This window comes from Pseudobacillus sp. FSL P4-0506 (assembly GCF_038003025.1).
In the GTDB taxonomy this organism is placed as follows: Bacteria; Bacillota; Bacilli; order Bacillales; family Domibacillaceae; genus Pseudobacillus.
Map to the genome: position 1 here is coordinate 502501 of NZ_JBBOOI010000001.1, position 23474 is coordinate 525974.

17 protein-coding genes, 2 tRNA genes and 2 rRNA genes (1 of these 21 running past the window's edge) are annotated in these 23474 nt (G+C 42.6%); 10 read left to right on the plus strand and 11 right to left on the minus strand.

All coding sequences use genetic code 11. The features are described 5' to 3' along the window. The 11 genes from MKZ02_RS02580 to dnaA all read right to left on the minus strand — a co-directional run. Positions 1-1074, minus strand: a 23S ribosomal RNA gene (locus tag MKZ02_RS02580); it reaches 1858 nt to the left of the window's first position. A gap of 70 nt (positions 1075-1144) precedes the next feature. Then, a tRNA-Ala gene (locus tag MKZ02_RS02585) sits at positions 1145-1220 on the minus strand. Between the two features lie 22 nt (positions 1221-1242). After that, a tRNA-Ile gene (locus MKZ02_RS02590) sits at positions 1243-1319 on the minus strand. 136 nt (positions 1320-1455) lie between these two features. Next, a 16S ribosomal RNA gene (locus MKZ02_RS02595) occupies positions 1456-3009 on the minus strand. The 16S and 23S rRNA genes sit together here with 2 tRNA genes alongside, the layout of an rRNA operon. A gap of 296 nt (positions 3010-3305) precedes the next feature. Next, positions 3306-4391, minus strand: coding sequence for an HD-GYP domain-containing protein (locus tag MKZ02_RS02600; RefSeq protein WP_340851681.1), 1086 nt, complete (start codon positions 4389-4391; stop codon positions 3306-3308). An 84-nt stretch (positions 4392-4475) separates the two neighbouring features. Beyond that, entirely contained in the window at positions 4476-6971 is a 2496-nt protein-coding gene (gene gyrA / locus MKZ02_RS02605) for a DNA gyrase subunit A (RefSeq protein WP_340851682.1), read from the minus strand. A gap of 136 nt (positions 6972-7107) precedes the next feature. Then, positions 7108-9033: a DNA topoisomerase (ATP-hydrolyzing) subunit B gene (gene gyrB, locus MKZ02_RS02610; RefSeq protein ID WP_340856307.1), complete on the minus strand. Its 1926-nt coding sequence runs from the start codon at positions 9031-9033 to the stop codon at positions 7108-7110. A 252-nt stretch (positions 9034-9285) separates the two neighbouring features. Beyond that, positions 9286-10404 (minus strand): DNA replication/repair protein RecF, encoded by a 1119-nt coding sequence (gene recF, locus MKZ02_RS02615; protein ID WP_120035777.1) that lies wholly within the window; start codon positions 10402-10404, stop codon positions 9286-9288. A 20-nt stretch (positions 10405-10424) separates the two neighbouring features. After that, the gene (yaaA, locus tag MKZ02_RS02620) at positions 10425-10643 is read right to left on the minus strand and encodes a S4 domain-containing protein YaaA (RefSeq protein ID WP_120035776.1); all 219 of its coding nucleotides are present in this window, start codon (positions 10641-10643) and stop codon (positions 10425-10427) included. 153 nt (positions 10644-10796) lie between these two features. Next, positions 10797-11933, minus strand: a complete 1137-nt coding sequence (dnaN, locus tag MKZ02_RS02625) for a DNA polymerase III subunit beta (protein ID WP_120035775.1) — start codon at positions 11931-11933, stop codon at positions 10797-10799. 190 nt (positions 11934-12123) lie between these two features. After that, positions 12124-13467 carry a chromosomal replication initiator protein DnaA gene (gene dnaA, locus MKZ02_RS02630; RefSeq protein ID WP_120035774.1) on the minus strand — a complete coding sequence of 448 codons (1344 nt, stop codon included), beginning with the start codon at positions 13465-13467 and terminating at the stop codon, positions 12124-12126. A 628-nt stretch (positions 13468-14095) separates the two neighbouring features. On the opposite strand from dnaA, the gene rpmH reads away from it, so the two are divergent. The 10 genes from rpmH (at position 14096) to MKZ02_RS02680 (ending at position 23470) form a co-directional block, all read left to right on the plus strand. Continuing rightward, entirely contained in the window at positions 14096-14230 is a 135-nt protein-coding gene (gene rpmH, locus MKZ02_RS02635; RefSeq protein ID WP_049665949.1) for a 50S ribosomal protein L34, read from the plus strand. 63 nt (positions 14231-14293) lie between these two features. Further along, complete coding sequence (rnpA, locus tag MKZ02_RS02640; protein ID WP_340851695.1) at positions 14294-14653, plus strand: ribonuclease P protein component; 360 nt, start codon at positions 14294-14296, stop codon at positions 14651-14653. A gap of 96 nt (positions 14654-14749) precedes the next feature. Further along, positions 14750-15496, plus strand: a complete 747-nt coding sequence (gene spoIIIJ, locus MKZ02_RS02645; protein WP_340856308.1) for a YidC family membrane integrase SpoIIIJ — start codon at positions 14750-14752, stop codon at positions 15494-15496. An 11-nt stretch (positions 15497-15507) separates the two neighbouring features. Next, positions 15508-16131: an RNA-binding cell elongation regulator Jag/EloR gene (jag, locus tag MKZ02_RS02650; protein ID WP_120035771.1), complete on the plus strand. Its 624-nt coding sequence runs from the start codon at positions 15508-15510 to the stop codon at positions 16129-16131. A 352-nt stretch (positions 16132-16483) separates the two neighbouring features. After that, positions 16484-17869 carry a tRNA uridine-5-carboxymethylaminomethyl(34) synthesis GTPase MnmE gene (gene mnmE, locus MKZ02_RS02655; protein WP_120035770.1) on the plus strand — a complete coding sequence of 462 codons (1386 nt, stop codon included), beginning with the start codon at positions 16484-16486 and terminating at the stop codon, positions 17867-17869. A gap of 20 nt (positions 17870-17889) precedes the next feature. After that, positions 17890-19779 (plus strand): tRNA uridine-5-carboxymethylaminomethyl(34) synthesis enzyme MnmG, encoded by a 1890-nt coding sequence (gene mnmG, locus MKZ02_RS02660; protein WP_340851698.1) that lies wholly within the window; start codon positions 17890-17892, stop codon positions 19777-19779. A gap of 25 nt (positions 19780-19804) precedes the next feature. Further along, positions 19805-20521, plus strand: coding sequence for a 16S rRNA (guanine(527)-N(7))-methyltransferase RsmG (gene rsmG, locus MKZ02_RS02665; protein WP_120035768.1), 717 nt, complete (start codon positions 19805-19807; stop codon positions 20519-20521). 261 nt (positions 20522-20782) lie between these two features. Further along, positions 20783-21655 (plus strand): nucleoid occlusion protein, encoded by an 873-nt coding sequence (gene noc, locus MKZ02_RS02670; RefSeq protein WP_120035767.1) that lies wholly within the window; start codon positions 20783-20785, stop codon positions 21653-21655. A gap of 209 nt (positions 21656-21864) precedes the next feature. Continuing rightward, on the plus strand, positions 21865-22626 hold the full coding sequence (locus tag MKZ02_RS02675; protein ID WP_120035766.1) for a ParA family protein: 762 nt from the start codon (positions 21865-21867) through the stop codon (positions 22624-22626). Continuing rightward, positions 22619-23470: a ParB/RepB/Spo0J family partition protein gene (locus MKZ02_RS02680; protein ID WP_120035765.1), complete on the plus strand. Its 852-nt coding sequence runs from the start codon at positions 22619-22621 to the stop codon at positions 23468-23470. The genes MKZ02_RS02675 and MKZ02_RS02680 overlap by 8 nt, the downstream gene beginning before the upstream one ends. The last annotated feature ends 4 nt before the right edge of the window (positions 23471-23474 follow it).

Here is a 23474-nt window from a genome sequence, read left to right on the forward strand (position 1 = left end):
TTTCCACTTAACGTATACTTGGGGACCTTAGCTGGTGGTCTGGGCTGTTTCCCTCTTGACTACGGATCTTATCACTCGCAGTCTGACTCCCAAGGATAAGTCTTTGGCATTCGGAGTTTGTCTGAATTCGGTAACCCGAGGGGGGCCCCTAGTCCAAACAGTGCTCTACCTCCAAGACTCTTCCCTTGAGGCTAGCCCTAAAGCTATTTCGGAGAGAACCAGCTATCTCCAGGTTCGATTGGAATTTCACCGCTACCCACACCTCATCCCCGCACTTTTCAACGTGCGTGGGTTCGGGCCTCCAGTAAGTGTTACCTTACCTTCACCCTGGACATGGGTAGATCACCTGGTTTCGGGTCTGCGACCTCATACTCATGCGCCCTATTCAGACTCGCTTTCGCTGCGGCTCCGCCTTTACGGCTTAACCTCGCATGAAATCGCAACTCGCCGGTTCATTCTACAAAAGGCACGCCATCACCCATTAACGGGCTCTGACTACTTGTAGGCACACGGTTTCAGGTTCTCTTTCACTCCCCTTCCGGGGTGCTTTTCACCTTTCCCTCACGGTACTGGTTCACTATCGGTCACTAGGGAGTATTTAGCCTTGGGAGATGGTCCTCCCGGATTCCGACGGAATTTCACGTGTTCCGCCGTACTCAGGATCCACTCTGGAGAGAACGATGTTTCGGCTACAGGATTGTTACCTTCTCTGATGGGCCTTTCCAGACCTCTTCGCCTACACCGTTCTTTTGTAACTCCGTATAGAGTGTCCTACAACCCCAGAAGGCAAGCCTTCTGGTTTGGGCTGTTCCCGTTTCGCTCGCCGCTACTCAGGGAATCGCGTTTGCTTTCTCTTCCTCCAGGTACTTAGATGTTTCAGTTCCCCGGGTGTGCCTTCTCCTACCCTATGGATTCAGGTAGGGATACTGTTCCATTACGAACAGTGGGTTTCCCCATTCGGAAATCTCCGGATTAACGCTTACTTACAGCTCCCCGGAGCATATCGGAGTTAGTCCCGTCCTTCTTCGGCTCCTAGTGCCAAGGCATCCACCGTGCGCCCTTTCTAACTTAACCTAAAATGGCGATTACTCGGTTATTGCTTGGTTACTTTTATACGATATTATCCAGTTTTCAAAGAACAAATTGGTGGAGCCTAGCGGGATCGAACCGCTGACCTCCTGCGTGCAAAGCAGGCGCTCTCCCAGCTGAGCTAAGGCCCCAACGTAAAAAAAAGAGTAAGGATGGTGGGCCTGAATGGACTCGAACCATCGACCTCACGCTTATCAGGCGTGCGCTCTAACCAGCTGAGCTACAGGCCCTTACTCCACATATGAAGATCATATTAAACCTTCAAAACTGAACAAAAAACAGTGCCGTTAATTCGTTTGTGAGAACAGCGTTCTCTGTTGCTACTACGTGCGGCTAAAAGCCTGACACGGTTCACAATTTCCTTAGAAAGGAGGTGATCCAGCCGCACCTTCCGATACGGCTACCTTGTTACGACTTCACCCCAATCATCTGCCCCACCTTAGGCGGCTGGCTCCCGTAAGGGTTACCCCACCGACTTCGGGTGTTGCAAACTCTCGTGGTGTGACGGGCGGTGTGTACAAGGCCCGGGAACGTATTCACCGCGGCATGCTGATCCGCGATTACTAGCGATTCCGGCTTCATGCAGGCGAGTTGCAGCCTGCAATCCGAACTGAGAATGGTTTTATGGGATTGGCTAAACCTTGCGGTCTTGCAGCCCTTTGTACCATCCATTGTAGCACGTGTGTAGCCCAGGTCATAAGGGGCATGATGATTTGACGTCATCCCCACCTTCCTCCGGTTTGTCACCGGCAGTCACCTTAGAGTGCCCAACTGAATGCTGGCAACTAAGATCAAGGGTTGCGCTCGTTGCGGGACTTAACCCAACATCTCACGACACGAGCTGACGACAACCATGCACCACCTGTCACCGCTGTCCCCGAAGGGAAAGATCTGTCTCCAGACCGGTCAGCGGGATGTCAAGACCTGGTAAGGTTCTTCGCGTTGCTTCGAATTAAACCACATGCTCCACCGCTTGTGCGGGCCCCCGTCAATTCCTTTGAGTTTCAGCCTTGCGGCCGTACTCCCCAGGCGGAGTGCTTAATGCGTTAGCTGCAGCACTGAAGGGCGGAAACCCTCCAACACTTAGCACTCATCGTTTACGGCGTGGACTACCAGGGTATCTAATCCTGTTCGCTCCCCACGCTTTCGCGCCTCAGCGTCAGTTACAGACCAGAGAGCCGCCTTCGCCACTGGTGTTCCTCCACATCTCTACGCATTTCACCGCTACACGTGGAATTCCGCTCTCCTCTTCTGCACTCAAGCCTCCCAGTTTCCAATGACCCTCCACGGTTGAGCCGTGGGCTTTCACATCAGACTTAAGAAGCCGCCTGCGCGCGCTTTACGCCCAATAATTCCGGACAACGCTTGCCACCTACGTATTACCGCGGCTGCTGGCACGTAGTTAGCCGTGGCTTTCTGGTCAGGTACCGTCAAGGTACCAACAGTTACTTTGGTACTTGTTCTTCCCTGACAACAGAGCTTTACGATCCGAAAACCTTCTTCACTCACGCGGCGTTGCTCCGTCAGACTTTCGTCCATTGCGGAAGATTCCCTACTGCTGCCTCCCGTAGGAGTCTGGGCCGTGTCTCAGTCCCAGTGTGGCCGATCACCCTCTCAGGTCGGCTACGCATCGTCGCCTTGGTGAGCCGTTACCTCACCAACTAGCTAATGCGCCGCGGGTCCATCTGTAAGTGACAGCTAAAAGCCGCCTTTCCATTCTTCTTCATGCGAAGAAAAAGAATATCCGGTATTAGCCCCGGTTTCCCGGAGTTATCCCAGTCTTACAGGCAGGTTACCCACGTGTTACTCACCCGTCCGCCGCTAACTTGAACAGAGCAAGCTCCGTCAAGTCCGCTCGACTTGCATGTATTAGGCACGCCGCCAGCGTTCGTCCTGAGCCAGGATCAAACTCTCCAAAAAGATGTTTGACTTGCTCATGTTTTAAAAATAAGAATTAACTTACTGGCATGTATTTTGTTCAGTTTTCAATGTTCAATTATTGCGTCGCACTCAAGCGACTTTTATAATATATCACCTTTAAACTTGTTGGTCAATACAATTCATTAACTTTTTTATAAATTATTTAGTATATGCACTTTCTTGATAACGTTTCATGGAAATAATTAATAATTAAGACTCAGGCCAGCACAAAATCCAGCAAAGAAGAAAAAAGACTCTGAAAGCTGAGGCTAGCTTTCAGAGCAGTCGTCGTGGCACTAAAGAATTTTTTCGATGTAAAGATCTCTTCTTTTCTCAAGATCTAAAATCGTTTCACTCTTCTGTAACTGTAACAACGGTCTTGTAGGATATTGTTGTTTCATAAAAACAATAGTAGCAACTTGTCCGTCTGATAACTGAACAACTGTCCCAGCAGGAAGCTTAGTAAAAAGAGTCGTTAATGATTTAACCACAGACAAATCAAACTGCCCAAAGAAATCCTCCCTGAACATTTCGAGCACCTTAAACGGGAGCTGCCTTTTCCGATATGGACGGTCTGTCGTCATGGCATGAAAAACATCTGCTAAAGCAACAATACGTGAAACCGGCAACAGCTTGTCTCCTTTTATCCCATTCACATACCCAGACCCATCCATTCTTTCATGATGTTGAAAAATAGCTAGTTTGGTCTCTGGCTTTAAGAGGCTAATATCTTTAACCATCTTGTAACTTGCGAGTGGATGATCATGAATTTCTTTTCTTTCCCCAGCCGTTAATGCCTTTTCTTTCAACAAAATGCGCGGGTCAATTTTCGCCATTCCACAATCAGCTAGTGTACCGGCAAGAGCTGCCTGAACAATCGTTCCTTTTTCATAATTTAGCTGCACAGCCATTCCACCGCTTAACAGTCCAGTTGAGATAGCATGGTGGGAAAAGTACTTCTCTTTCTCCGCATAATTTATCAGCTCTAAAAGTAATTCAGGGTTGCTTATTACCCTTTCGAGCAATGGTAGGATAATTTCACGGATTTTAACAATGTCTATCCCTCCCCCTGCTCGCCACTTTTGAAATTCTTTATTATGCTCTTCTACACTTTGAAGATAATTCTGGAAGAAGTCTGTTTGTTTGACTGAAGGCGGGGCTGCTTGGTAATCTTTTTTCTCTTCCGTTACTTCTTTTTCCACAGTCATCTCCATTGAAGGTCCCTCTGTAATGGCAACTTCGTTAATTAAGAATGCTTTAAGTATTTTAATGTGCCAGCTTGTTAAAGTGGTTTCCTTTGCCATTAACGGCACAGGGGTTTTCCCCATGACATCGTCCAGCAGTACGTTTCCCTCTCTTAAATCCTCTACCTTCACGTACATCCTTCTTTTCCCCCAGGTTTTTTTACTTATATTCTAACAAATATTGGATAGATTAGAAATAAAAAAAGCCGGTAAAACCGGCTTTTATTCCACTTCTTTATGAGTTTCATTTATATCTTGATCAGAAAGGGAATCCATTAATTCCTCTTCTTCCTCTTTAGCTATTTTTGTTACAGTAGCTACCGTCTCTTCATCCTGCAAACGGATAAGCTTCACCCCTTGCGTATTTCGGCCGGTAATGGAGATATCTTCTATATCCATTCTAATAAGGACACCGCCAACTGTAATCAGCATTAAATCTTCTTTTCCACTCACTGTTTTGATAGCAACAAGCGGTCCATTTTTGCTCGTAATATTACATGTTTTCAATCCTTTACCGCCTCTTGTCTGGATGCGGTAATCTTTTTCTGGCGTCCGTTTTCCATAACCGTTCTCCGTCACAATAAGAACATAATCATTTTCATGGAGGAGTTCCATGCCTACCACACAATCGTCAGGCGACAATCTGATTCCCCTGACTCCAGTCGACACCCGTCCCATTTGACGAACATTTTCTTCTTCAAAACGAATCATCATGCCATCGCGCGTACCTATTACGATGTGCTGGTGACCATCAGTCAGCCGCACAGATATTAGCTCATCATCTTCTCTTAAATTAAGAGCTCGTAATCCATTGGTTCGGATATTGGCAAACTCCGTTAGTTGCGTACGTTTGACGATCCCTGATTTTGTTGCAAAGAATAAGAAGGCATCGGCGTCAAATTGCTCGACACGGATCATCGCATTGACCCACTCATCCTTCTCCACTTCCAACAGATTGATTATTGGGATCCCCTTAGCTGTGCGGCTAAATTCAGGAATTTGATATCCTTTCAAACGATAGACCTTCCCTTTATTTGTAAAGAAAAGAATAGTATCGTGAGTGGAAGTAGTCAGCAGATGCTCAACAAAGTCATCTTCATTCGTCCCCATGCCTTGTATACCGCGTCCTCCACGTCTTTGACTGCGGTAAGTAGAAGCAGGAAGGCGCTTAATATAACCGTTATGGGTCAAAGTAAGAACAATCTGCTCACGAGGAATTAAATCTTCATCCATGATATCTTCCACGCCGGCATCCATGATTTCTGTGCGGCGTGTATCATTGAACTTCTCTTTAATTTCCAATAACTCGTCACGAATAATTCCAAGAATTTTTTCATCGTCAGCTAAAATGGCTTTTAATTCTCCAATTAATTGAATTAAATTTTGATACTCTTCTTCAATTTTCTCTCTTTCTAGTCCAGTTAAACGCTGCAAACGCATATCAAGAATAGCTTGCGCCTGCTTCTCTGACAGAGAAAACTGCTCCATTAGTCCATTTTTAGCAATTTCAGTCGTTTGAGAGCTACGAATTAAGCTGATAATTTCATCAATATGGTCAAGAGCAATTCTCAACCCTTCTAAAATGTGGGCTCTTGCTTCCGCTTTTCTTAATTCAAATTCTGTACGGCGACGAATAATTACCCGCTGATGCTCTAAATAATGATGCAGGCACTCTTTTATGCTTAATACACGTGGCTGACCGTCGACCAGTGCCAGCAAATTAATACCAAAGCTTGTTTGCATAGCCGTGTGTTTATATAAATTGTTAAGGATAACATTGGCATTGGCATCGCGGCGGATTTCCATCACAATCCGCATCCCATTACGGTCCGATTCATCCCGCAAATCAGTAATGCCATCAATGCGTTTATCACGTACAAGCTCAGCAATTTTTTCAATCAGTCTTGCTTTATTCACCTGATAAGGCAACTCATTAACAATGATCGTTTCTTTGCCGTTCGCCCGCTGTTCAATGTCTACCTTTGCTCTAATAACTAAGGAACCTTTCCCAGTTTCATATGCGCGGCGAATTCCGCTTCTTCCCATAATCATTCCGCCAGTTGGGAAATCAGGACCTGGAATGTGTTCCATAATTTCCAACACAGACATGTCTTCATTTTTACTAAAAGCAATCAACCCATCAATGATCTCTCCAAGCTGATGGGGAGGAATATTTGTCGCCATTCCAACTGCAATACCCGATGTACCATTGACGAGCAGATTAGGGAAACGTGACGGAAGAACCTCAGGCTCCCTTTCTGAACCATCATAGTTATCTTTATAATCAATCGTATCTTTCGTAATATCCCGCAATAATTCCATTGATATCTTAGACATACGCGCTTCCGTATAACGCATCGCGGCAGCAGAGTCTCCATCAATCGAACCGAAATTCCCGTGGCCATCTACAAGCATGTAGCGATAGTTAAAATCTTGCGCCATACGTACCATCGTTTCATACACAGCAGAGTCACCGTGAGGATGGTACTTACCAATTACTTCCCCGACGATACGGGCAGACTTCTTATATGCTTTGTCAGCTGTCATCCCTAAGTCATTCATCGCATAAAGTATCCGGCGATGAACGGGCTTTAAGCCATCTCGAACATCCGGGAGTGCCCGGGCAACGATAACACTCATAGCATAATCCAAAAATGATGAGCGCATCTCTTGGCTAATATTGATTTCTGTTACTCTGGATTGAGGCGTTTCAGCCATGTAAAAGAACCTCCTTTAATGAACTTTTTAATGTATGAATAATAACTTTGGCCGCTAGAAAAAAGACAGACAGGATAGACAAAAATCTATCCTGCTCGTTCCCTTTTTCTCTTTTACGGACGGCTTTTCCTCAAAATTAGATGTCCAAGTTTTTCACATAAAGGGCATTTTCTTCGATAAACTGCCGGCGTGGCTCGACACGATCACCCATCAAGATTTCAAACGTTTCATCTGCTTCAATGGCATCTTCCAAACTAACTTGAAGCAAGGTTCTCGTATCTGGATTCATCGTTGTATCCCATAGCTGCTCTGCATTCATTTCTCCAAGTCCTTTATAGCGCTGCAGTCCAGGCTTCGCATTTTCCGGAAGACTTGCGAGAATTTCATCGAGCTGGCGGTCATTGTACGCATATTCAACACGCTTACCTTGCATCACTTTATATAGCGGCGGTTGAGCAATGTAAACATATCCCGCTTCAATCAGCTGACGCATGTAACGGAAGAGGAAAGTAAGCATCAGCGTCCGGATATGGGCACCATCAACGTCCGCATCTGTCATGATAACAAGCTTATGGTAACGGGCTTTGGAGATGTCAAACTCATCACCGATTCCCGTGCCGAGAGCTGTAATAATCATGCGAATTTCGTTGTTCGATAAAATCTTATCGAGACGTGCTTTCTCGACGTTAATAATTTTTCCGCGAAGCGGCAGGATAGCCTGAAAATGACGGTCACGGCCCTGTTTGGCTGATCCACCGGCTGAGTCACCTTCAACTACGAACAGTTCACTGATTTCAGGATCACGAGATGAACAATCGGCCAGCTTTCCAGGAAGACTGGATACTTCCAACGCGCTCTTTCTGCGCGTCAACTCTCTTGCTTTTTTAGCTGCCATCCGCGCACGGGCAGCCATTAAGCCTTTTTCAACAATTTTTTTGGCAACTGCCGGGTTTTCAAGCATAAAGGTTTCAAAATGGGCAGAGAAAACAGCATCTGTTACTGCACGAGCCTCAGAGTTACCAAGTTTTGTTTTGGTTTGTCCTTCAAATTGCGGATCAGGATGCTTAATAGAGATAATGGCTGTTAATCCTTCTCTGACATCTTCCCCTGATAGATTGGTTTCGCCGTCTTTAACTAAACCGTTTTTACGCGCGTAATCATTGATCACACGCGTTAAAGCAGTTTTAAAGCCCGACTCATGTGTGCCGCCTTCATATGTGTTAATGTTGTTAGCGAATGAGTATACATTGCTCGCAAACCCTTCGTTGTACTGCAGAGCAATTTCAGCAGAAATTCCATCTTTCATGCCTTCCACGTAAATTGGTTCGCTATGAACGACTTCTTTTTTCCGATTCAAATGCTCTACGTAGGATTTAATACCGCCCTCATAATGATATTCATTCATTTTTCCTTCTTCACGACGATCCTCAATAATAATGGTGATGCCACGATTAAGGAAAGCAAGTTCACGCAAACGGTTCGCTAACGTATCGTATTCATAGACCGTCGTTTCCGTAAAAATCTCCTTGTCCGGCTTAAAATGAATAGTCGTTCCCGTATAATCTGTTTCGCCAATAATTTTAAGATCTTCTTGTGGAACTCCGCGTTTGTAGCATTGGTAATAAATATTGTTATTGAGGTGAACAAACACTTCAAGTTCTTCGGATAGCGCATTAACAACGGAAGCCCCTACACCATGAAGACCACCCGAAACTTTATAGCCTCCGCCGCCGAATTTCCCGCCGGCATGCAGCACAGTTAAAATAACCTCTACTGCCGGACGTCCTGTCTGCTCCTGAATACCAACCGGAATTCCACGTCCGTTATCTTTTACTGTAATGCTGTTATCTTCTTCAATAATCACTCGGATTTTGTCACAATATCCTGCGAGTGCCTCATCAATACTATTATCAACAATTTCCCAGACGAGATGGTGAAGACCTTTTCCACTCGTTGAACCAATATACATTCCCGGCCGCTTACGAACGGCTTCAAGGCCTTCGAGTACCTGTATCTGGTTCTCATCATAGGAAGGCTGGTTAGCTGTATTAGGTTGTTCCATAGTCAAATCCGTTCACCTGCTCTTTCTTCCAAAAGTCTAATGGTCCATTGCTTACCGACAGACTTTTGAAAATAATTTTCATATGTTTACTTCTTCATGTATAAGATAAAAAGAATAAAAACTTATTCTTTGAAATTATAGATAAAGTTTGCTTCTTAAACTGTCAGGCTGATCAAATAATTGTTAACAATCCGAAGAATAAAGGTCTGTTTCTCGGTTATACTAACAGCCAGGTTGAGTTTCCTATGCTGTTCACTTCACTTGCGAGATCGTTCCGTTCTCCACTGCAAATGTCGAAGCTTCCTGCAATGTCTGATGATGAATCCCTTCCGTGCTCGTCGTCGTTACAAAGGTTTGGACTTTTCCTTGTATCGTATTCAATAAATGGGATTGGCGATAATCATCAAGTTCCGACAAAACATCATCAAGTAGAAGAATCGGATATTCCTTGATTTCAGAATGAATCAGTTCGATTTCCGCCAGCTTGACAGACAAAGCCGTTGTTCGCTGTTGGCCTTGGGAGCCAAATGTTTGCACATTTTTTCCGTTGACCTGGAAGATAAGATCATCGCGATGCGGGCCAAACATTGTGATTCCCCGCTCTATTTCTTTTTGCTGCTGCATATGAAACTTTTCTTCGAACATATGAATCATTTTAGACGGATCGTCCTCTTCTGATACATTAATAGACGGCTCATACAAAATATTTAACGTTTCTCCTCCACGGGAGATGCCTGAATGAATCGACTGTGCCCAGCCTTGCAGCAACTGAATAAAATCAAATCTTTTTCTGACAATCTTTACAGCCAGCTGTATTAGCTGATCTGTAAAAACCTCCAACATGGTTAGATCACTCGTTTTCTTTATTTGCAGCTGCTTTAAGTAACGATTCCGCTGCTGCAATATTTTGTAATACTGGCTGATATCATGAAGATAGACAGGAGATACCTGGCCTATTTCCATATCAATAAAACGCCTTCTCACTTGGGGATTGCCCTTGACAAGGTGAAGATCTTCAGGGGCAAACATGACAACATTCATATTGCCTATATACTGACTTAGACGCTGCTGCTCAAGATGATTGCATTTTGCTTTTTTGCCCTTTTTTGAAATGATTAACTCTAACGGCACAGAACCCTGAGTTTTTTCCACTCTTCCTTTTATTTTAGCATACTCTGTCTCCCAGCGAATTAAATCTTTATCGTTAGAGGTACGATGAGATTTGGCCATAGCCAGCACAAAAATCGATTCAATCACATTTGTTTTCCCCTGAGCGTTTTCTCCGAGAAAAACATTTACCTTATTTTCGAATTCAATATTTAAAGAAGCATAGTTCCGGTAGTTTTCCAAAGACAAATCCGTTAAGTGCATATGCAAAACATCCTTTTGTTTTATAAACCAACAACTTCAAAACTGCCAGTCCCTGGAATCTCCACCCGGTCGCCTACACGCAGTTTTCTTCCTCTTCGCTGGTCAAGTTCTCCATTGATATAAACCTCATGTTCACTTAAGAACCATTTGGCCATACCTCCTGTTTGAATGATATCCGCAAGCTTTAAAAATTGGCCCAAAGGAATGTATTCTGTTTCGATGGCTACTTTTTTATCCATTTTTTTCACTGCTTTCGAATGAATTCTCTAATACTTTATTTTACTAAATTTTTGCCCTTAACACAAAGAAGAAACAAACGAAAGAAGGCTGCCCATTTCATGAAACAGCCTCTTCTTTCTCAGTTTTTCCTATTGTTCACTCTATGCAGCAAATTAATACGTACGAACAGGCAAAATAAGCTGCAAAATAGAATCATCATTTTCAGGACGAATCACAAATGGTCTCATAGCTCCGGTAAATTGGATATTGATTTCTGTCCCCTCTAATACCTTTAACGCATCCATCATGTATTTGGCACTAAAAGAGATCTTAATTTCTTCCCCTTCCATTTCACGGCTTTTTACTTGCTCTGTTACCTTGCCGATTTCTGGAGAATTAGAAGAAATCTCAATCATTCCTTCATCAATCATTGACAATTTAACAACGTTGTTGCGTCCTTCTCTTGCCAACAAGGAGGCTCTATCAATAGCCTGTAAAAAATCTTTTGTATTTAACTCGAGCTTTGTTTTGTGGTCGGTTGGAATCAAGCGACTAGTATCCGGATAGTTCCCTTCGAGTAGACGGGAATAGAACAATAGATGCTTGGCCCGGAAAAGAACTTGATTGTCTGTGATAACAATTTCTACAAGCTCCTGTGAATCATCAAGGATTTTGCTTAGCTCATTCAAGCTTTTTCCTGGGATCACGATGTTATATTCAGCATTCGAATTGGTTTCTACTGATGCTTTTCTCCAAGCAAGCCGATGGCTGTCTGTTGCAATGCAAATTAATTGTCCCTCTTCCATCTTCCAGTTGACACCTGTCAAGATTGGGCGTGTTTCTGAGGTGGACACTGCGAAGACAGTTTGTCGAATTAAGGCTTTAAGTAAATCGGTCGGCAATTTAAAGACTTCCCCTTCCTCAATTTGAGGCAAATGAGGATACTCATCAGGATCAAGCCCGTTCAAATTAAATTCAGCCTGGCCGGAGCGAATGACTGTTTGAAAAGAAGAAACTACTTCAATTTCAGCTTTTTCAGAAGGCAGTTTTTTCACGATTTCATTGAAAAAACGGGCATTCAGCACGATGGAACCTGTTTGCTGAATCTCTACAATAATCTTTCCCTCTTCTTCTTTTGGAATAAAAGATTCGATAGAAATGTCAGAATCACTTCCAGTTAACTTAATTCCTTCTTCAGTCGCATCAATTTTAATCCCAGTTAAAATCGGAATCGTTGTTCTGGAGCTAATGGCTTTTAAAACGTCTTGAACGCTTTGAGCAAAGCGGTCTTTTTGAATAGCAAACTTCATTTTTTTCTCCTTTCATTATTCAAGCATAATGTTTATAGCTGCTGCATATAATAATAATTTTATATTTAAAAAAATAATAGTAATAGTACTAGGTCCTGTGAATATGTGGATAATCCAAAAAAACAAAAGCAAGACAGTCTATCCACATGTGGACAGACTGTTTGTAACCTATGAAAAGTTATGCACACTATTAAGAGTTTAAAATACTTTGTATTTCTTTCACTTTAGATTGTAGCTGATTATCAGTATCGAGCAGCTTAGAAATTTTTTCGTGGGCATGAATAACGGTTGTGTGATCTCTTCCTCCAAATTCTTCACCGATTTTAGGAAGGGAAAAGTCGGTCAGCTCACGAGATAAATACATGGCGATTTGCCTTGGGAACGCAATGGATTTTGTCCGCTTCTTAGCTTTAAAATCTTCAAGCTTAACATTGTACTGCTCACCGACTACTTTTTGGATTTCCTGGATGGTAATCACTTTTGGCTTTGAGCTAGGAATAATGTCTTTGAGCGCTTCTGCTGCAAGATCCGCGTTAATATCTTTATTAATCAGCGAAGAATAGGCGACTACGCGAATGAGCGCGCCTTCAAGCTCTCGAATATTAGTATCAATTTGATTAGCGATATAAAGCATAACCTCATTAGGGATATCAAGGTTATCTGCTTTCGCTTTTTTGCGCAAAATCGCAATTCTCGTTTCTAAATCCGGCGGTGTAATATCAGTAATCAATCCCCATTCAAACCGAGAGCGCAGGCGGTCCTCAAGCGTCGGAATTTCTTTGGGCGGCCGGTCGCTGGAAATGATAATCTGTTTGCTTTCTTCGTGAAGTGTATTAAACGTATGGAAAAATTCCTCTTGAGTGGATTCTTTTCCGGCAAGGAATTGAATATCATCTATTAGCAATATATCTACATTGCGATAGCGATTCCGGAACTCGACTGCTTTGTTATCCCTGATTGAATTAATAAATTCATTTGTGAATTTTTCAGAAGATAGGTAAACGACTTTGGCGTTAGGATTATGTTCAAGTACATAATGGCCAATCGCATGCATTAAGTGTGTTTTGCCAAGTCCCACTCCCCCATAAATAAACAGTGGATTATAAGCTTTTGCTGGCGCTTCCGCTACAGCAAGCGAAGCGGCATGAGCAAAACGGTTGCCCGAGCCGATAACGAAAGTGTCGAATGTGTACTTGGGATTAAGCATGCTTTGTGGAAAGTCGTGTATTTCTTCTTTCTTTTTTGGTTTATTAGGCATCGGCATTTCGTAGTCTTCAGACGCCTGATTTTCCGGAATGATGAATTTCACGGACAGCTCTTCTCCAGTGATTTCACCAAGAACGCCTGAGATTAATTGCGAATAATGCCCTTCGAGCCAGTCTCTTGCAAAATCGTTTGGAGCTGAAATAGTAATAGAATCACCATGCAAGGAATGTGCTTTTGTAGATTTCAGCCACGTATCAAAGCTGGGCTTGCTAATTTTTTTCTCTATGTTTTCCAACGCTTTATTCCACAGATCATCGATATTTTCCATGAGGCCCCCTCCTCCTGATAAAATTTGTTTGTTATATAACAGTTTTTTATCTGAATTTATATTTATGCAATCGTTTGAGAGTGGTTAAATATATAAATAAGAAAAAAATAGTTTTTCGACATTGTTAACAGCTTGTGGACATTTTTATACAAAGAGGTTGAATAACTTATCAACACTTTATTCACAATTGTGGATAAGTCAGACTATAAAAATACTTATTCAGAGTGAAAACAAAGTAATGATAGCAGAAAAAGAGCTTTCATGCAATGCTCTATAAAATTTATCCACAACTACTACATCCTGTGCAAAAAAACTTTTCCACAGGGGGCGCATTTGTGTAAAACTTGTCAGCAACATCTGTGTATAAGAAAAAACTGTCGAAATTTATCCACAGCTGTTCGAAAAGTGCTTGTGGACTTATGGACAAGCCTGTTTTCCTGGTTAAGTGTCTTAAGTGTCTTCTTAAATAAAAAAATAAGATCAAATGATGGCAAGAAGAATGACTTTTTGGGGAAAAGAGGTATTTTTTGCTTTGTGTTTAGGTATTGACAGGAAAAGAGTTCATCTTTATAATCAAAAAGACTGTCTTTAACGTTAAATTTTCCATTCCTCAGGGAGGTGTTTTATAATGAAAAGAACTTACCAACCAAATAAACGTAAAAGAAGTAAAGTTCACGGATTTCGCAGCCGTATGAGCTCTAAAAATGGCCGTCGCGTTCTAGCTCGCCGTCGTGCTAAAGGAAGAAAAGTATTATCTGCATAAGCCACTGAAAAATCTCAGTGGTCTTTTTTTTAGAAAAAATGGCGAAGAAAAGGTGATAGACTAATGAAAAAAACATTCCGCATAAAAAAAGACAGTGAGTTTCAATCCGTTTTCAAGGGCGGAAAGTCTTTTGCCAATCGTCAATTTGTGGTGTACATGTATAGAAAAGATTTAGCTGTTCCTTTCCGGATCGGGTTGTCGGTCAGCAAGAAGGTTGGCAATGCAGTTATACGCAACCGGATTAAGCGATACATCAGACAAAGCTTTACAGAATTAAAAGAAGAAATTCTGCCGGGATACGATTTTATTGTCATTGCCCGCAAGCCAGCTGCTGAGATGAATAGCAAGGAAGTAAAAAAAAGTCTCATTCATGTGCTGAAGCGGGCAAAGGCAATCAACCAAAGAACACAACGACATGAGTAAAAATTGTAAAAAAATAAAATAGAATAAATGGGTGGCTTTTTAGAAAAGGGGCGCCGTATAGAACTGACAGGGGGGGAGAAGCGTTTGAATAGAAAGATGATCACTCTAATTCTTTTAGCAGTGACCACCGTACTGCTTGCCGGCTGTACAGAGGTAAATAAAGAAATTACGCCGGACAGCAAAGGTTTTTGGAATGAGTTTGTGGTGTATCCGCTTTCAGTCGTTATTACAAAGACTGCCGAGGCAGTTGGCAGCTATGGCTGGGCGATCGTTATCGTTACAATCATCATTCGACTTATTATTTTACCACTGATGATCAAACAAACGAAAAATACGAAAGCCATGCAAATTTTACAGCCTGAAATGCAAAAGATCAAAGAAAAGTACAAGTCAAAAGATGCTGTGACCCAGCAAAAAATGCAGCAGGAAACAATGGCACTTTTCCAAAAGCATGGGGTAAATCCTCTCGCCGGCTGTTTTCCGCTGATTATACAAATGCCGATTATTTTTGGATTTTATCAGGCAATCATGCGTACAGAGGCAATTAAACAAGATACTTTTTTATGGTTTGATTTAGGTTCTCCAGACCCTTTCTTTGTCCTTCCGCTTGTTGCGGGAATCACAACGTTCCTACAACAAAAGTTGATGATGGCTGGAGCAATGAACCAGAACCCACAAATGGCTATGATGCTTTGGCTAATGCCAATTATGATTATTGTATTTGCTGTCAATTTACCAGCTGCTTTGTCGTTGTATTGGGTAGTAGGTAACGTGTTTATGATCGTACAAACATTGATTATCAACCGGCCTGGTGTTAGTAAGACCACTTCAGTTAATGACTAGGAGGGGGATGGATGAAAGAGATTACGGCTGTCGGTCAAACTGTTGAAGAAGCTCTTCAGTCTGCTTTAAAGCAATTAAAAGCAACAGAAGAACAAGTTGAAATTGACATTTTGGACGAAGGAAAAAAAGGATTGTTTGGCCTGTTCGGTCAGCGCCCAGCTTCCGTGAGAGTAAGACGCAAGCCAGATCCGATCAGTGAAGCGAAAGATTACATTTTATCTATTGCAGCCCATTTAGGCGTACATCCAAACATCCATGTGCAAAAGCAAGGAAAACAAGTTACTTTTTCACTTTCCGGTGAAAAAATTGCCCTGTTAATTGGAAAAAGAGGACAAACATTAAATTCTTTGCAGCAGCTCACCCAGCTCGTCATTAACCATCATTCAAAAGAGTTTATACATTTTAAGCTTGACGCTGGAGATTATCGAAAAAGAAGAGAAGAGTCGCTTACTACTCTGGCAGGACGAATGGCTGAGAAAGCAGGATCAACAGGAAAGCCTGTTCGTCTCGAACCATTGCCAGCTGCCGAGCGAAAAGTTATCCATGCTGCACTTGCTGGTAACTCTCAGGTACGTACATTTTCAGAAGGCACAGAACCAAACCGCTATGTAGTCATTGCGCCTAAAAACAAATAGAGGCCTTCCCGAAAAATTCTTTTCTTCAGGAGAAAAGAAGGATCGGGAAGGCCTTTTTTATTGTGAGAGTCAATTAATCACATGTGGATAAATTTATTTTTTCAGAAAAAGAGCATATATATACCATTTATTTACTTTTAATTAGTAGTTTATTACTTTTTATTCCATAAATGAGACTGCGTAGTTATTGTTATCCACACGTGAATAAGTTAAAATGGATAAGATTAAAAAGAAGGCTGTGGACAATCCAGCCTTCTTTTTAAATCGTCTTGCGTGTGTTAATCTAATGATTTGAGAATAAAGATCATGCACTTTTTTATAGATAGTATGTTGAAGGAAGAGGTGAGAAAAGTTGGATCTTGATACAATTGCCGCTATTTCGACACCGATGGGAGAAGGAGCGATTGCTATCGTCCGCCTTAGCGGTGAAGAAGCAGTAGATATTGCTGACCGCATTTTTCAGACTCCGTCGAAAAGGTCGTTAACAGAGATGGCCAGTCATACGATCCATTATGGCCACTTGATTGATCCAAAGACGGGGCAGGTCGTAGAAGAAGTAATGCTTTCGCTCATGAGAGGACCAAAAACGTTCACACGGGAAGATGTGGTAGAGATCAATTGCCATGGAGGTATCGTCTCTGTTAACCGGGTATTACAGCTCGTTTTAAGCGAAGGAGCACGCCTTGCAGAACCAGGTGAATTCACGAAAAGAGCTTTTCTTAACGGCCGGATTGATTTGTCGCAGGCAGAAGCGGTGATGGACTTGATTCGGGCAAAGACGGATAAAGCAATGAATGTGGCGCTTAACCAAATGGAAGGCCGTCTTTCAAAGCTTATTCGTACACTGCGCCAGGAAATTTTAGAAACACTCGCTCACATTGAAGTGAATATTGATTACCCTGAATATGATGATGTGGAAGAAATGACTCATCATGTTCTGTTGGAAAAGGCAGAACTTGTTCAAAAAGAAATAGAAAAGCTTCTGCGCACATCAGAACAAGGTAAGATTTTGCGGGAAGGGTTATCAACAGTGATCATTGGCCGTCCGAATGTCGGCAAATCGTCTTTGCTCAATGCGCTTGTGCAAGAGAATAAAGCGATTGTCACCGACATTCCCGGAACAACGCGTGATGTGATTGAGGAATACGTCAATGTACGAGGCGTGCCTCTCCGTCTTGTTGATACAGCAGGAATTCGTGAAACGGAAGACATCGTTGAACGAATTGGCGTGGAACGGTCTCGTCAGGTGCTAAAGGAAGCAGATTTGATTTTGCTTGTTCTAAATTATTCTGACGAGTTGACAGCAGAAGATGAAAAATTATTTGAAGCGACAGCTGGCATGGATGTGATCGTCATCGTGAATAAAACAGACCTGCCACAGAAAATTAATATAGACCGGGTGCAAAAGCTGGCGGAAGGGAAGCAGCTAGTCACTACTTCTTTGCTGGAGGAAAAGGGAATTGATGAGCTGGAAGAAGCGATTGCTTCCTTGTTTTTCTCTGGCTCCATTGAAGCAGGAGACATGACGTATGTTTCAAATTCCCGTCATATTGCTTTGCTTCACCAAGCATTAACAGCTATTACCGATGCGATTGAAAATACACAGTCGGGAACACCAATTGATATTGTTCAAATTGATTTAACAAGAACATGGGAGCTATTGGGCGAAATTATCGGCGAGAGTGTCCATGATAGCTTGATTGATCAGTTATTTTCACAATTTTGTCTTGGAAAATAATAAAATAAGGAGGAAAAAACATGCTACAATATGAAGCTGGCGAATATGATGTTGTCGTTGTAGGCGCCGGACATGCTGGTGTAGAAGCAGGGCTGGCATCTGCCCGAGCAGGGGCAAAGACGTTAATGATCACGATTAACCTCGATATGATTGCTTACATGCCATGTAATCCATCTATTGGTGGCCCAGCTAAAGGAATTGTTGTTCGGGAACTGGATGCTCTTGGCGGTGAAATTGGCAAGAACATCGACAAAACGCATATTCAAATGCGCATGCTGAATACAGGGAAAGGCCCAGCCGTGCGGGCATTGCGCGCACAGGCCGACAAAGTACTGTATCAACAGGAAATGAAAAAAACAATTGAAAATCAAGAGAACTTAACACTGATCCAGGGAATGGTTGAAGATCTTATCGTTGAAGAGGGAGAATGCCGTGGTGTCGTCACACAAACCGGGGCAGTTTATCGTTCACAAGCAGTTATTATTACGACTGGAACATTTTTGCGCGGTGAAATTATCATTGGTGATTTGAAATATTCAAGCGGGCCAAATAACCAGCAGCCATCAATCCGTCTGTCAGAAAATCTAGAGAGACTTGGCTTTGACCTTGTTCGCTTTAAAACGGGGACGCCGCCGCGTGTCAACAGCCGGACAATTGACTACAGCAAAACAGAAATTCAACCCGGTGATGAAGAACCTCGTGCTTTCAGTTATGAGACAACAAAATTTATTACAGACCAGCTCCCTTGCTGGCTGACTTATACGAATGAAGAAACTCATAGCATTATCAATGAAAACCTTCATCGCTCTCCAATGTTTTCTGGGGTGATTAAGGGGAAAGGCCCACGTTATTGCCCATCCATTGAAGATAAGATTGTTCGCTTCAATGACAAGCCGCGCCATCAAATCTTTTTAGAGCCAGAAGGCCGCAATACGGAAGAAGTCTATGTACAGGGCTTGTCCTCCAGCTTGCCAGAAGATGTTCAATATCGGATGCTGCGCACGATTCCAGGCCTGGAAAAAGCTCAGCTGATGCGCGCCGGTTATGCAATTGAGTATGATGCAATCGTACCGACACAGTTATGGCCAACATTGGAAACGAAAAAAGTGAAAAATCTTTATACAGCAGGTCAGATTAATGGAACATCCGGTTACGAAGAAGCGGCTGCACAAGGCATGATGGCTGGAATCAATGCTGCTTGCCGTATTCTTGGCAAAGAAGAAGTGATTTTAAGCCGCTCTGATGCCTATATTGGTGTGCTGATCGATGATCTAGTGACGAAAGGAACAAGCGAACCATATCGCTTGCTCACTTCGCGTGCAGAATATCGTCTCCTGCTACGCCATGACAACGCTGATTTGCGTCTGACGGAAATCGGCTATCGCATCGGTTTGATTTCGCAAGAACGATACGAGCGTTTCTTGAAAAAGAAAGCGGCTATTGCCGGGGAAATAGAGCGTTTGCAATCGATAATCATTAAACCAAATGCAGAAACACAAGCTATTATTCGTGAAGCTGGCGGCAGTGAGTTAAAAGACGGCATCCGGGCTACTGACCTTTTAAAACGTCCCGAAATGCATTACGATCATTTAAAGCAACTGGTTCCTGCTCCTCATGAATTGGATACTGAAGTAGAGGAACAAGTGGAAATTCAAATTAAATATGAGGGATATATTGAAAAATCTCTTCAACAAGTGGAAAAGCTAAAGAAAATGGAAAACAAAAAAATACCGGAAAACATCGATTACGATGCGATTAACGGCCTTGCTACAGAAGCGCGTCATAACTTGAAAGAAGTCAGACCGCTCTCTATTGCCCAAGCCTCCCGAATTTCAGGTGTCAACCCGGCTGACATTTCCATTTTGCTTGTTTATATTGAACAGGGGCGCATCGCCCGCACAGCGAATTGAGTCTAGTTGAAGGGATGGTAGGCAAGTGAATAAAGAACAATTTCAGCAACAGCTTGCGGAGAAAGGGATTCATCTTTCTCCTTCCCAGCTTGAGCAATTTGATTTGTACTATCAATTGCTCGTTGAATGGAATGAAAAGATGAACTTAACAGCGATTACTGATAAAGAAGAGGTGTATTTAAAGCACTTCTATGACTCGCTGTCTGCAGCGTTCTATTTTGACTTCTCCGGCAGCCTGGCTATTTGTGATGTAGGGGCAGGAGCCGGGTTTCCAAGCATTCCGTTAAAGATTGCTTTTCCGGATATTCAGGTGACGATCGTTGACTCACTCAATAAACGGATTACATTTCTAAATCATCTGGCGAGTGAACTGCAGTTAAATGATGTGCACTTTTATCATGACCGCGCGGAGACATTTGGGAAGCTTCCGGAGCACAGAGAACAATATGACGTGGTGATGGCCCGTGCAGTTGCCCGGATGTCTGTGCTGAGTGAACTGTGTTTGCCACTCGTCAAAGTGGGCGGAGTCTTTTTAGCGATGAAAGCGGCCAATGCAAAAGATGAATTAAAAAACAGTCATAAAGCACTCACGGTACTCGGTGGCCGTTTGCGGGAAGAACATTCATTTTTGCTCCCAATGGAAGAGAGCGAACGGGCTATTATGGTAGTTGATAAGACGAAAATAACACCCAAAAAGTACCCTAGAAAACCTGGAACGCCAAATAAGTCGCCGATTGAGTAAACCTCTGGTCTGCCGATAAACACCCGCTTTCTTTATAGCTTTCCTAGCTATGGTGTTCCCCGCTAGAGAAGCATTCTGAAAGCTAAACGTTTCCAGGCAGCCTAGGGCATATAAAGTATCGTCTTCATTTTGAAGTTATCCACTTGTGGATAACTTTACTTTTTTGAGATTGTGCAAAAAAGCAGTCTTTGGAAGAAGGAACAAGACTGTTAAAGAGAGAATAGGTATTAAAGGGAGTCCGTTAAAGGTGGTGTAGGGATCATGAAGCGTCGTTTCTCTCGTTTTTTTAACATGGGGGAAAAAGCAGCAGAAGAGCAGCCAAGAGACATAGCGTTAGTAGAAGAATCAGCAGCGGAGAGAGAGGCAGTTAAACAAATCCCGGTGTCCTTGATTATGCCGAACCGCTTCCAGCCGAGAACAGTTTTTGATGATGGAAAGATAGAAGAACTAGCTAGAACCATTCACATTCACGGTATTATTCAGCCAATTGTTGTCCGAGAAACAGAGGATGGGAAATATGAGCTAATTGCCGGTGAGAGGCGTTGGCGGGCAGTCCAAACATTGAAATGGGAGACCGTTCCGGCCATTATTAATAACTTAAATGATACCGAGACTGCTTCGGTTGCTTTAATAGAAAACTTGCAAAGGGAAGAATTATCGCCGATTGAAGAAGCGATTGCTTACGGGAAATTGCTTGAACTTCACGGTTTGACTCAGGAAGCACTTGCCCAGCGTCTCGGAAAGGGCCAGTCGACTGTAGCAAATAAGCTACGGCTGTTAAAGTTGCCGCAAGAAGTTCAGGAAGCTTTGGCCCAAAAGAAAATTACTGAGCGTCATGCACGAGCACTGATTCCATTAAAAAATCCGGAAAAACAAGTGCAGGTTATGAATGAGATTATAGAAAAACAGTTCAATGTCAAACAAACAGAAGACCGAGTCATTCAACTGCTGGACACACCGAAGCAAAAGCCTAAACCCCGCCGCAAAGCTTTTAGCAAGGATGTCAGAATTGCCGTTAATACGATTCGCCAATCGCTATCGATGGTGAGTGACAATGGCATTGATTTAAAGTCGCAAGAAGAGGAATTTGATGACTTCTATCAGATTACAATTAAGATACCGAAAAAGAAATGAAGTGAGAAGCCGGCTGACGGTTTCTCGCTTTTTTATTACAAAGCATGGATCGCAGGCCAATACGTATGTTTGCTAAAAATAAGCTGCCATCCAATTATTTGTGTGCGTATTCTTAAAAAGTATTTTCAGCAGGATTGATAACTGAGAGGCTATTTTTGTTAAAATAGAAATACAAAAATTACTAGGATAGAAGAAAGCAGGTGGGCCGGATGGGAAAAGTCATTGCGATAGCTAACCAAAAAGGAGGCGTAGGAAAAACAACTACCTCTGTTAATCTCGGAGCTTGTTTAGCTTCTTTAGATAAAAAAGTATTGTTGGTTGATATTGATCCACAGGGAAATGCAACGAGTGGGATCGGCATTGAAAAGGGAGATGTCGACCAATGCATGTATGATGTTTTAGTCGATGATATAGAGATGGCGAGCATTATTAAACCAGCTGCTATAGAGAACTTGTTTGTAGCGCCGGCAACCATTTCACTAGCGGGTGCAGACATTGAATTGGTACCGACGATTTCCAGGGAACTGCGTTTAAAAAGAGCACTTGAAGGAGTGCGTAACAATTTCGATTATATTTTAGTAGATTGTCCTCCTTCCCTTGGACTGTTAACCGTTAATGCTTTAACAGCAGCCGATTCTGTTATCATTCCTGTTCAATGCGAGTATTATGCACTTGAGGGATTAAGCCAGCTGCTCAACACAGTCCGTCTCGTGCAAAAGCACTTGAATACAGAATTAGCCATCGAAGGTGTTCTGCTTACGATGCTTGATGCTCGGACAAACCTCGGATTGCAAGTAATTGAGGAAGTAAAAAAGTATTTTCAGGATAAGGTTTACCGAACCATCATTCCGCGGAATATTCGTCTCAGTGAAGCGCCGAGCCATGGAAAACCAATCATTCTATATGATCCTCGCTCAAAAGGAGCCGAAATGTACTTAGATTTTGCGAAGGAGGTGGCAGCTAATGGCTAAAGGATTGGGAAGAGGCATTAATGCTATTTTCAAAGATCTTGAATTAGAAAATGAAGAAGCAGTGAAAGAGATAAAATTAAAGGAATTGCGTCCTAATCCTTATCAACCGCGTAAAATCTTTAATGAAGAAACAATTGAAGAATTAAAAGAGTCCATTCAAGAATATGGGATTCTGCAGCCGATTATTGCCCGCAAGAGCATCAAAGGCTACGAGATTGTAGTCGGGGAAAGGCGTTACCGGGCGGCAAAGGCTGCAAAGCTGGAGAGGGTTCCTGTTGTTGTTCGCAAGCTATCCGACGAACAAATGATGGAAATGGCACTTCTTGAAAACCTTCAAAGAGAGGATTTAACCGTACTTGAAGAAGCGGCAGCTTATCAGTCTCTCATTGAAAAGTTAAATCTGACACAAGAAGAATTAGCGTTAAAAATGGGAAAAAGCCGCTCCCATATCGCCAATCACTTGCGGCTGCTTTCACTTCCGGTAGAGGTACAGCAATTGATAAATGAAGGCAAGCTAACAATGGGACATGGCCGGGCACTTCTTGGTTTGAAAAGAAAAGAACAAATGATAGAGACCGCCAAAAAGACAGTGGCAGAAGGATTGAATGTAAGGCAGCTTGAAAAGTGGATTCAACAGCTGAATAATAATGTTTCACGTGAAACGTCTAGCTCCAAAAAAACAAAAGACATATTTTTAAAAGAGCGAGAAGAAGTATTAAGGGAGCATTTTGGCACATCGGTTCATATAAAACAAGCAAAAGACAAGAAAAAAGGAAAAATTGAAATTGAGTTTTTATCGGTAGAAGACTTAAACAGAATACTTGATTTATTAAAGAAGAATTAATCAG